At 45.4% G+C, this 11,754-nt stretch carries 10 protein-coding genes; 4 read left to right on the forward strand and 6 right to left on the reverse strand.

Annotated features, from left to right (window positions below):
- Window positions 1-86 precede the first annotated feature (86 nt).
- The 4 genes from mutT to carB all read left to right on the forward strand — a co-directional run bounded on the left by mutT (window position 87) and on the right by carB (window position 6,259).
- Window positions 87-485, forward strand: a complete 399-nt coding sequence (mutT, locus tag DPF91_RS18195; RefSeq protein ID WP_117235873.1) for an 8-oxo-dGTP diphosphatase MutT — start codon at window positions 87-89, stop codon at window positions 483-485.
- Window positions 486-581: 96 nt separating this feature from the next.
- Window positions 582-1,391 (forward strand): 4-hydroxy-tetrahydrodipicolinate reductase, encoded by an 810-nt coding sequence (gene dapB / locus DPF91_RS18200; RefSeq protein ID WP_117235874.1) that lies wholly within the window; start codon window positions 582-584, stop codon window positions 1,389-1,391.
- A 480-nt stretch (window positions 1,392-1,871) separates the two neighbouring features.
- Window positions 1,872-3,011, forward strand: a complete 1,140-nt coding sequence (carA, locus tag DPF91_RS18205) for a glutamine-hydrolyzing carbamoyl-phosphate synthase small subunit (RefSeq protein WP_117235875.1) — start codon at window positions 1,872-1,874, stop codon at window positions 3,009-3,011.
- Window positions 3,012-3,028: 17 nt separating this feature from the next.
- Window positions 3,029-6,259, forward strand: coding sequence for a carbamoyl-phosphate synthase large subunit (carB, locus tag DPF91_RS18210; protein WP_117235876.1), 3,231 nt, complete (start codon window positions 3,029-3,031; stop codon window positions 6,257-6,259).
- A 246-nt stretch (window positions 6,260-6,505) separates the two neighbouring features.
- On the opposite strand, the gene DPF91_RS18215 is transcribed toward carB, so the two are convergent.
- From DPF91_RS18215 to DPF91_RS18240, 6 genes are all read right to left on the reverse strand, one after another.
- Complete coding sequence (locus tag DPF91_RS18215; RefSeq protein WP_117235877.1) at window positions 6,506-7,132, reverse strand: TRIC cation channel family protein; 627 nt, start codon at window positions 7,130-7,132, stop codon at window positions 6,506-6,508.
- Window positions 7,133-7,201: 69 nt separating this feature from the next.
- The gene (gene btuF / locus DPF91_RS18220) at window positions 7,202-8,026 is read right to left on the reverse strand and encodes a vitamin B12 ABC transporter substrate-binding protein BtuF (RefSeq protein ID WP_117235878.1); all 825 of its coding nucleotides are present in this window, start codon (window positions 8,024-8,026) and stop codon (window positions 7,202-7,204) included.
- 2 nt (window positions 8,027-8,028) lie between these two features.
- Entirely contained in the window at window positions 8,029-8,997 is a 969-nt protein-coding gene (locus tag DPF91_RS18225; protein ID WP_164684235.1) for a cobalamin biosynthesis family protein, read from the reverse strand.
- 17 nt (window positions 8,998-9,014) lie between these two features.
- Window positions 9,015-9,713 carry a 5'-methylthioadenosine/S-adenosylhomocysteine nucleosidase gene (gene mtnN / locus DPF91_RS18230; RefSeq protein WP_117235880.1) on the reverse strand — a complete coding sequence of 233 codons (699 nt, stop codon included), beginning with the start codon at window positions 9,711-9,713 and terminating at the stop codon, window positions 9,015-9,017.
- A gap of 66 nt (window positions 9,714-9,779) precedes the next feature.
- Window positions 9,780-10,202, reverse strand: a complete 423-nt coding sequence (locus DPF91_RS18235; protein WP_117235881.1) for a DUF1499 domain-containing protein — start codon at window positions 10,200-10,202, stop codon at window positions 9,780-9,782.
- 122 nt (window positions 10,203-10,324) lie between these two features.
- The gene (locus DPF91_RS18240) at window positions 10,325-11,737 is read right to left on the reverse strand and encodes an FAD-dependent oxidoreductase (RefSeq protein ID WP_117235882.1); all 1,413 of its coding nucleotides are present in this window, start codon (window positions 11,735-11,737) and stop codon (window positions 10,325-10,327) included.
- Between the last annotated feature and the right edge of the window lie 17 nt (window positions 11,738-11,754).

The following is an 11,754-nucleotide window of genomic DNA, read 5'->3' on the forward strand; positions in this document are numbered from 1 at the left end:
TCTAGGGTTCCTAGATCCTAGTTGGAGTTCCTTGAGAGGGCAGTTATTCTAGGTACTAGGATCTATAACCTAGGAACTTTATTTAAATGAAAAGAATCCACATCGTTGCAGCAATCATCTTCAATCAAGACAAGTCTCAAATTTTTATTACTAAGCGTCCAGATGATAAGCACAAGGGCGGTTTTTGGGAGTTCCCGGGTGGTAAGGTTGAAGAGGGAGAGACCAAAGAACAGGCTATGATCCGCGAGCTTGAAGAAGAAGTAGGGATCACGGTGACGGCTCAACATTTGTTTGAACACCTAGAGCATGACTACCCTGAGAAGTCTCTGAAGTTCGACTTTATTCAGGTCAATGCTTTTGATGGTGAGGCTCATGGTAAAGAAGGACAACAAGGAGAGTGGGTTAGCATTAGTGAGTTACCAAATTACACTTTTCCTGAAGCGAACGTACCAATTTTAGAGCGCGTTGTTACAGAATTTTCCTAGGAGTTCCCCTAGCCAAGGAATCACTTTGTTGTTAGTTTAGTTGGCATATATGCGTCAGGCCTTTATATAAGGGTCACAAGGAATGGAGAAAACGCCGTGGTAAGAATTGCGATTGCAGGTGCTGCAGGTCGAATGGGCCGAAACTTGGTAAAAGCAACACATAACAACCCAAATACTCAAGTCGCTGCGGGCTCTGAGCGTCCAGAATCTTCACTGGTTGGTGTGGATTTAGGCGAGCTGTGTGGCGAAGGCCGTTTTGAGGTTGCACTGGTTGATAATTTAGAAAAGAGCATCAGTGAGTTTGATGTGATTATCGACTTCACAGCACCGGTTAGTACTTTGGCTAACATCGAGCTGTGTAAACAACACGGTAAGAAAATCGTTATTGGAACCACTGGTTTTAGCGAAGAAGAACGTGCTCAGATCGATGAAGCTGCAAAAGAGATTGCTATCGTGATGGCACCAAACTACTCAGTGGGTGTTAACCTTGTCTTCAAATTGCTAGAAAAAGCCGCGACGGTTATGGGTGATTACTGTGATGTTGAGATTGTTGAAGCTCATCACCGCCATAAAGTTGATGCACCTTCGGGTACCGCGATTGGAATGGGCGAAGCAATAGCAGGCGCAATGGGCAACCAGCTAAGTGATGTGGCTGTCTATGCTCGCGAAGGGATCACGGGAGAGCGTACTAAAGATGAGATCGGTTTTGCCACCATCCGTGCTGGTGACATCGTTGGTGAGCACACCGCAATGTTTGCTGATATTGGCGAGCGTGTCGAGATAACCCATAAAGCCACTGACCGAATGACCTTTGCTAACGGTGCTGTGAAAGCAGCAGCGTGGCTCAATGAGAAGCAACCAGGTTTTTATACCATGACCGATGTGTTGGATCTCAACAATCTATAGATTTAATAATTATGCGCCTTCTTTGAAAGGCGCTTTTTTTTATCTGAAGAAAAAACGAGAAATCAACTTGAACTATTAACCTACCTTTCGTTCCTTTAATTGTCTTTTTTAAAGGTTTCGAGATTATTTTGTGTTTAATTTGTGTTTTGTGATTGTTTTCTAGAGGAGCGCAACGATTGCGTAATTGAGTAAAGAAAATTTGCAATAAGAATTTTGTTACCAAAGTGAATTGTTCTCGATTTCTGTCGAGGGGTGGCTTTTTTCTGCACAAAAAAGTTACTTTTGGCTACTTGATACGAAAAACAAAGTTAGTGCTTTAAAAGTAGAAATTATTTCACTTCAATTGTTGACACCTAATCTACTGATCACTAGAATACCGCCAATTTGTCTAATTTCCGTAAAAACGTAGATTTAAGCGTTTGAGGAAGGTAGAATTGCAAATTAAATCAATTTTAATGCATTTTTATTCTGGAGGTTGTCTTGAGTAAGTCAGCACTGCTAGTCCTAGAAGATGGGACAGTATTCCACGGTGAATCCATTGGCGCAGACGGTTCGGCTGTTGGTGAAGTCGTTTTTAATACCTCGATGACGGGGTACCAAGAAATCCTCACTGATCCTTCCTATTCTCAACAAATCGTTACTCTTACTTACCCTCACATTGGCAATACCGGAACCACTTCCGAAGACGAAGAATCTTCTTCAATCCACGCTCAAGGCCTTGTGATTCGCGATCTCCCTCTTATCGCTTCTAACTTCCGTAGTGAACAATCTCTTTCTGATTATCTTAAGTCGCAAAACATTGTTGGTATTGCAGACATCGATACTCGTAAGCTGACTCGTATCCTACGTGAAAAAGGTGCTCAAAATGGCTGTATCGTTGCTGGCAATAACATCGACGAAGCATTAGCGCTAGCAAAAGCGAAAGAGTTTCCAGGCCTGAAAGGCATGGACCTAGCGAAAGTAGTATCGACAAAAGAAGCATACCCTTGGAAACAAGGTTCGTGGACACTAACAGGTGGCCTACCAGAGGCGAAAGCTGACAGCGAGCTTCCATTCCACGTTGTTGCTTACGACTTCGGTGCAAAACGCAACATCCTACGTATGCTTGTTGACCTCGGTGTTCGCCTAACGGTTGTTCCAGCGGAAACTTCTGCTGAAGAAGTGCTAGCACTGAACCCAGACGGTGTATTCCTATCAAATGGCCCTGGTGACCCAGAACCATGTACTTACGCGATTGAAGCGACAAAAGTATTCCTAGAGAAAGGTTTACCAATCTTCGGCATCTGTCTAGGTCACCAGATTCTTGCACTAGCATCTGGCGCACAGACTGTGAAAATGAAGTTCGGTCACCACGGTGCGAACCACCCGGTTAAGGACCTAGACCGCAACGTTGTAATGATTACTTCTCAGAACCACGGTTTTGCTGCTGATGAAGCAAGCCTTCCTGAGAACCTACGTGCTACTCACGTATCACTATTTGATGGCTCACTGCAGGGTATCCACCGCACTGATAAGCCAGCATTTAGCTTCCAAGGTCACCCTGAAGCAAGCCCTGGTCCTCACGACGCAGCGCCGCTGTTTGACCACTTCATTGAATTAATCAAAGAACACAAAGCGTAAGTTGGAGTAGTAAGAGAATGCCAAAACGTACTGACATTAAAAGTATTCTGATTCTTGGTGCAGGTCCGATCGTTATCGGTCAAGCATGTGAGTTTGACTACTCTGGTGCTCAAGCTTGTAAAGCACTACGCGAAGAGGGTTACCGTGTAATCCTAGTAAACTCAAACCCTGCAACTATCATGACTGACCCAGACATGGCAGATGCAACGTACATCGAACCAATCCAGTGGGAAGTGGTTCGTAACATCATCGCAAAAGAGAAGCCAGACGCAGTTCTACCTACGATGGGTGGCCAAACGGCGCTTAACTGTGCACTAGACCTTGAGAAACACGGTGTTCTTGAAGAGTTCGGTGTAGAGATGATCGGTGCAACAGCTGACGCTATCGATAAAGCAGAAGACCGTTCTCGTTTCGATAAGGCGATGAAGTCTATCGGCCTTGAGTGTCCGCGTGCTGATACTGCAAAAACCATGGAAGAAGCTTACGCTGTTCTCGATATGGTTGGCTTCCCTTGTATCATTCGTCCATCATTTACGATGGGTGGTACTGGTGGTGGTATCGCGTACAACAAAGAAGAGTTCGAAGAGATCTGTCGCCGCGGTCTAGACCTTTCTCCAACTAACGAGCTTCTTATCGATGAATCTCTTATCGGTTGGAAAGAGTACGAGATGGAAGTGGTTCGTGACAAAGCGGACAACTGTATCATCGTATGTGCGATTGAAAACTTCGACCCAATGGGTATCCACACGGGTGACTCAATCACGGTTGCACCAGCACAGACTCTAACAGACAAAGAATACCAGCTGATGCGTAACGCATCTCTAGCAGTACTGCGTGAGATCGGCGTTGAAACAGGCGGTTCTAACGTACAGTTTGGTATCAACCCGAAAGATGGCCGTATGGTTATCATCGAGATGAACCCACGTGTATCTCGTTCTTCTGCACTAGCATCGAAAGCAACTGGTTTCCCAATTGCTAAGATTGCAGCGAAACTAGCAGTTGGCTTCACACTAGATGAGCTAATGAACGACATTACTGGCGGCGCAACTCCAGCATCATTCGAACCAACAATCGACTACGTAGTAACTAAGATTCCTCGCTTTAACTTCGAGAAATTTGCAGGTGCTAACGACCGTCTAACGACGCAGATGAAGTCAGTTGGTGAGGTTATGGCTATCGGTCGTAACCAACAAGAATCGCTACAAAAAGCACTTCGCGGCCTCGAAGTTGGCGCGACTGGCTTTGACGAAATGGTTGACCTAGATGCGCCAGACGCACTAACAACAATTCGTCACGAACTTAAAGAAGCAGGCGCAGAGCGTATTTGGTACATCGCGGATGCATTCCGTGCAGGTATGTCAGTAGATGGTGTATTCAACCTAACGCAAATCGACCGCTGGTTCCTAGTTCAAATCGAAGACATCGTGAAGCTTGAGCAAGAACTTAAAGCGCAAGGCTTTGCTGGTCTGAATAAAGACAAGCTGAATAAGCTGAAGCGTAAAGGTTTTGCTGACGCGCGCCTATCTAAGATTCTAGGTGTTTCTGAGAGTGAAATTCGCCGTCTACGTGATCAGTACGACATCCACCCAGTTTACAAGCGCGTAGATACGTGTGCGGCTGAGTTCTCTTCTGATACGGCTTACATGTACTCATCTTACGATGAAGAGTGTGAAGCAAACCCAACAGAAAAAGACAAGATCATGATCCTAGGTGGCGGTCCAAACCGTATCGGCCAAGGCATCGAATTTGACTACTGTTGTGTACACGCATCTCTAGCACTACGTGAAGATGGTTACGAAACAATCATGGTTAACTGTAACCCTGAGACAGTTTCAACAGATTACGACACATCTGACCGTCTGTACTTCGAACCAGTAACTCTGGAAGATGTACTAGCAATCGCTCGCGTTGAGAAGCCAAAAGGCGTTATCGTTCAGTATGGTGGTCAAACGCCACTGAAACTGGCTCGTGCTCTTGAAGCCGCTGGTGTACCTATCATCGGTACTAGCCCTGACGCAATCGACCGTGCAGAAGACCGTGAGCGCTTCCAAGTAGCCGTTGACCGTCTAGGCCTACTACAGCCAGAGAACGCGACAGTAACGACAATGGAGCAAGCGATCGAGAAATCTCGTGAAATCGGTTACCCATTGGTTGTACGTCCTTCTTACGTTCTTGGTGGTCGTGCGATGGAAATCGTATACGACGAGCAAGACCTACGTCGCTACTTCAATGAAGCGGTAAGCGTATCGAACGAATCTCCAGTTCTTCTTGATAGCTTCCTAGATGATGCTGTTGAAGTAGATATCGATGCTATCTGCGACGGTGAGCGTGTGGTTATCGGTGGTATCATGGAGCACATCGAGCAAGCGGGTGTTCACTCTGGTGACTCAGCATGTTCTCTGCCAGCGTACACGCTAAGTGCAGAAATCCAAGATGTAATGCGTGAGCAAGTTGAAAAACTAGCATTTGAGCTGGGTGTTCGCGGTCTAATGAATACACAGTTTGCAGTGAAAGATAACAAGGTTTACTTAATCGAGGTTAACCCTCGTGCAGCACGTACGGTACCGTTCGTATCTAAAGCAACTGGCGCACCAATCGCTAAGATTGCAGCACGTGTAATGGCGGGTCAATCTCTTGAAGCTCAAGGCTTTACCAAAGAGATCATCCCACCTTACTACTCAGTGAAAGAAGTAGTACTACCGTTCAACAAATTCCCTGGTGTTGACCCACTATTAGGCCCAGAAATGCGCTCTACTGGTGAGGTTATGGGTGTTGGTGCGACGTTCGCAGAAGCTTACTCTAAAGCTGAATTGGGTTGTGGCAACATCTACCCAGAAGGCGGCCGTGCTCTTCTTTCTGTTCGTGAAGGCGACAAAGAGCGCGTTGTAGACTTAGCATCAAAGCTGTCTAAGCTTGGTTACCAGCTAGACGCAACTCACGGTACTGCGGTTATCCTTGGCGAAGCGGGCATCAACCCACGTCTAGTAAACAAGGTACACGAAGGTCGTCCTCACATTCTTGACCGCATCAAGAACAATGAGTACACCTACATCGTGAACACTGCAGCTGGCCGTCAAGCGATTGAAGACTCTAAAGTACTTCGTCGTGGTGCTCTAGCTGAGAAAGTGAACTACACAACAACGCTAAACGCAGCGTTCGCAACGTGTATGGCACACACTGCTGATGCGAAAACAACAGTCACTTCAGTTCAAGAGCTACACGCTCAGGTTAAAGCTGCAGAAGCTTAATCTGACACAGCTCAAGATATGAAAAAGCCCGCTCAATGAGCGGGTTTTGTTTTTTAGCGTCTCGATAACTAGATATCTAGATTCTTTAACGCGAAGCACTAAAAAGGGTTGACGCGTTAACGTCAACCCTCAAAATAGCTCTCTAGCTCTCTAGCTCTCTAGCTCTCTAGCTCTCTAGCTCTCTAGCTCTCTAGCTCTCTAGCTCTCTAGCTCTCTAGCTCTCTAGCTCTCTAGCTCTCTAGCTCTCTAGCTCTTACTTCCCAACGCAAACGTGGGTAGCGACAGATGCCATTTAATCGCACCTAAACGAATAATCAGAGTAGAGGCAACACCCACAAGGAATGATGTTTCGCTGTCATAACCGAGTGAAAGTGCTGAGGTATGGAATACGCCGCCGATGATACAGGCTGTAGCATAGACTTCGCTTCTCAATACCATGGGTACTTCACGGGCAAGTACGTCACGGATGATACCGCCACCACAGCCGGTGATGACACCCATGATGACGGCAACAAGTGCTGAGCTTTGGAAACTCAATGCTTTTTCTACGCCAATTCCGACAAAAACAGCCAAACCAATAGCATCACATACAGGCAGAATCCACCAAGCAAGGCGCTTTGGACGTCGTACTATGATCATAGTTAGCAGACAAGTACAAAGAATAACCCAAAGGTAAGTCGTATCTGTTATCCAGAAAACGGGCGTAGCGCCTAATGCCATATCACGGATGGTACCACCACCAATAGCGGTAACGCTGCCGAGTACCGCCACGCCAAACGGATCCATCTTTAGGCGACCAGCGACAAAGACACCAGAAATAGCAAAAATAGCGGTACCAAAAAGGTCAATAAAGTAGAGAAGCATAGAGTCCATAGGACAATTCACTCGTAAAAATAACAACAGGAATTTGGGGCAGATTGTACGAGAATATTTCCTTAATCGTTAGGGCTTTTTTCGTACAGCATCAAAATGTTGGCAAACTTCTTTTACCGCCAACAATGTTCGCGGGGTTGGGCGGTTTAACCAATCTGAGGTCAGACTCCACACATGTTCATTTTTGACTGCCGGGAGCTGAGATTCCCACTTCAACCACATGTTGCCATTTTGAATCGCGTGTTCTGAGGTGAAGATGACATCTGGCTTTTTAGTGACAACTTGCTCAATGCTTACTTGAGGGTAAGGTACAGAGCTTTGTTTGAAAATATTCTCGCCTCCACAAAACTCAAATACTTCGTTCGGCCAGTTGTCTTGGGCAAGTGTGATGATGGGTTTTTCACTCAGTTGATAGAAGAAATTTACCGTTTTCTGGTGAGAATATTTAGCTCTTAGCTGGTTTAATCGCTTTCGATACTCTTGAGCCGCTTGCATACCCACTTGTGGATCTTCAGCGTACTGGCTTAGGGCTTCGATATTTTCGGCAATGCCGTCTAGTGATTTAGCTTGAGAGAAGTAGAGGTTAAACCCTAACGATTTGAGTTTCTCTAACTCTCTTGCTGGGTTTCCACCAGGCCATGCGATGATGAGATCGGGGCGAAGAGCGATGATTCGTTCTAACTTGATGCCTTGGTAATTAGCAACTTTTTCTATGTTTTTAGTTTCTTTAGGATAGTCACTGTACTCGCTGACTGCGACTATCTTGTCCCCTAAACCTGCTGCAAAGGCAATCTCTGTTGCGTGTGGCGCTAGGCTGATCACCCGTTGAGCAGCCTGCTGTGCACTAGCCAAAGTGGATAGCAAAACGGTAGAGGTTAGTAATAGAGTACGCACGCTTAAAGACCTTGATGAGATAGTAAAATAAACAAGCTAAGTAGCAGTATCCAGATGAAAATTCGCCAAACAAACAACTTCTGAAGTTGAGATAGGTGCAAGTATGAAGGTGCGAGTCTACCGCCAATCTTAGCTCGTACGGCTTTGATATCATCATAGATAGCGGGGCCGCCTAGTGAAAGCTGTAACTTGTTAGCGCTGCTTGCCAATAACCAGCCAGGGCCAGGAGTATGCCAACTTTTAGCCTGCGATAATGTTGTTTTCAGCAACTCAAACGGTGTATGACCTATCAGTAGCAGTAAACTAAATAACTGCATTGGAATGACATCAAAGAGTGCCAGTAGTCGCGTTGTTGTGAGACCAAATGGCGCAAATGATTTACGTGTTGGCGACCAAACACGTGCTAGCTCGACTAGTAAGCGGTAGGTCAGGGCAATAATGCCGCCTAAGCCAACGAGACTGAAAATCGAATACCAAAATAAAACGGTGATGACATTACGCCCATAGCCGAGCACTAAGGTTTCTGCGCTTGCTTTGCCCAAGCCCAGTAGTGATAACGTGTCTGTGTTTCGATTGATTCTTTCCGATAGTGCTTTTCTTGCTGAGGTTTTGTTCTCGTTCGCTAAGTATTTTATTTGTTGGCTAGCCAACTGCTCGTTGCTACGCCAATCAATCGCTAATAGTAGTAGTGCCAAATCGAATAGAGCGGGTTGCCAAACTAAGGGTTTAATCGCGACCAGTAACACAAATGCAGGGAATAGCATTAATGTCATGGCGAGCGTTCCCGATATGACGCTTTGTTGATAACTGCTGTTGAGATTGACTTTTTTAGCCAGAAGAAGGGCAAACTGCTTCCATAGCTGAACGGGATGAGCCGGTCGAGGAATAGGAACGAGGAGATGAAAAAGCAACGCTCCCCATAATACGAGGAGCGCGCCATCAGCGTAAACTTGTTGGAAAAACGCTGTTATTGAGGTCATATACGAAATTACTTCAGTAGTTCAACCATTTTGATAACCATTTCAGAAGAGCTTTGTGCCGCTAGCGGTAGAAACTCTTCGAAGCTCATTGGTGACTCTTTATCAGCAACATCTGAAATAGCACGCACGACAACGAATGGTACGTTAAATTGGTGACAAGTTTGTGCAATTGCTGAAGCTTCCATTTCTACTGCGATAACAGATGGGAAATGCTTACGAATAAATTCTTGGCGCTCTGCTGTACAAACAAATGCATCGCCAGTACAGATAAGACCACGAACCGCGTGTTTTTTGTCTTCCATTTGCTCAAGCGCTTTCTCAGCGATGTCCATTAGCTTAGCATCAGCAACAAATGCAGCAGGCTGTTGAGCCATTTGGCCCATCTCGTAACCAAATGCAGTTACGTCAGCATCATGGTGGCGAACCTCTGTCGAGATCACTACATCACCTAGGTTTAGGCTAGAGTCAAAACCACCTGCAGAACCTGTGTTAATAACAACGTCAGGTTGGTATTCAGAAAGAAGTATCGATGTACCAACTGCTGCTGCAACTTTACCAATGCCCGATTGAAGCAGAATAACGTCTACACCGTTCAGTTGACCAGAAAAGAAAGTACAACCACCTTTGTTTACTTCTTTCATCTCTGTGATTGCTGCTTTTAGGATCGCAACTTCTTGCTCCATTGCGCCGATAATACCGATTTTCATATTGAATCTCTTAATTGGGTTTCGATAAAAATTGAGCCGGAGTTTAGCACATTCCTACAAGAGACGTTATTTAATCAAGCCTGCTTGTTTTAATGCTTCACGCAAGGTTTCAGCGCGTTTGCGGTTTACTCCAAAATCCGAATGACCAGTGCGCGATTCGGAACGAACGATAAGTTTGTCACCATCAATTCTAACTTCTAGATCATCGACAAAGCGCATGATCTTACTAGTGAACTCAACGCGCAGGTAGTCAGTTTGTTTGTCTGCTGTTTTCGTTCTAGGTTGCTGCAAAATAACCGCTTCAATTTGGTCTAGACTCACTCCGTCCTCCAAAATAAAAGGAGCGATGTTGTGCTCTTCACGGTTATCAATAGTTGAAACGCAATTAGGTTTGTCGCCACATTGGTTGGCACTTCGGTCTTCCATATCGGTAATTCCTTGGCTACATGCTGTTAGAGTGATGAGGGAAAGGAGAGCGATTTTTTTCATTATTCATTCCTTGATATGATGGTTTTTATTATATGAAAACGGATTGTTTATAGATTAAAAAAGACTGGCATCGAATGCCAGTCTGTTTGAGTATTGGAATGCAAAGGCATTTATCCGAAGGGTTAAACTTCCAAATAGTCTAATATGCCTTCTGCTGCTTTGCGGCCTTCATCAATTGCTGTGACAACGAGATCTGAGCCTCGAACAGCATCTCCTCCAGCAAAGATTTTCTTGTTACTGGTTTGGAACATGAATTCTTGATCATATGGCGCTCTGATTCGTCCCCATTGATCTAAATCCACATTGTAAGGCTCAAGCCATGACATTTGATGGGGCTGGAAACCAAACGCCATAATCACCACATCAGCATCCAGAACGTGTTCGCTACCTGCAACGGGTTCCGGGCGACGACGACCGGCGTCATCTGGCTCACCTAAGGCTGTTTTGACTACCTTAACACCTACAACTTTACCATTAGCGTCAACTTCAATGCCCATAGGCTGTAGATTAAACATGAAGTTTACACCTTCCTCTCGAGCGTTTTTCACTTCACGGCGAGAGCCCGGCATGTTTTCTTCATCACGACGATAGGCACAAATAACCTTGTCAGCCCCTTGGCGAATCGAAGTACGTACACAGTCCATTGCCGTATCACCGCCACCAAGGACAACGACTTTTTTACCCGCCATATCAATAAATGGCTTATCGTCTTTAAGGTTCATTACCTTATAGGTGTTAGAAATCAGGAATGGAAGCGCATCATAAACGCCTTGTGCTTCCTCGTTTTCAAGACCAGCACGCATGTTTTTATACGTGCCAACACCAAGGAATACAGCATCATATTGGTCGATAAGGTCTTGCATGGCGACATCTTTACCGACTTCAATATTCAGTTGGAACTCAACACCCATCTCTGTAAATACGCGACGACGGTTTTCCATCACACCTTTCTCTAGCTTGAAAGAAGGAATACCAAAGGTAAGTAAGCCACCAATCTCTGGGTAGCGGTCGAATACAACGGGTTTTACCCCATTACGGACTAGAATATCTGCAGCCGCTAAACCTGCTGGACCTGCACCGATGATCGCGACTTTTTTGTCTGTCCAATCCACCTTTGACATATCCGGCTTCCAGCCCATCTCAAAGGCCTTGTCGGTAATGTACTTTTCAATATTACCAATCGTCACTGCGCCAAAATCGTCATTGAGAGTACAAGAGCCCTCACACAACCTATCTTGTGGGCAAACACGACCACATACTTCTGGGAGGCTGTTGGTTTGGTGAGATAATTCTACCGCTTCTATGATCCGGCCTTCATTGGCGAGTTTAAGCCATTGAGGGATATAATTGTGAACAGGGCACTTCCATTCACAATATGGGTTACCGCAGTCTAGGCAGCGATCTGCTTGCGCAGTTGCTTGTTGTTTAGTGAATGGTTCGTAGATTTCAACGAACTCAATTTTTCGAGTCTTGATTGGTTTCTTTGCTGGGTCGACTCGGCTTACATCAATAAATTGGTATACGTTCTGGCTCATTGTCTTGGCTCCTTCCA

The organism is Vibrio maerlii (assembly GCF_003415655.1).
GTDB lineage: Bacteria > Pseudomonadota > Gammaproteobacteria > Enterobacterales > Vibrionaceae > Vibrio > Vibrio maerlii.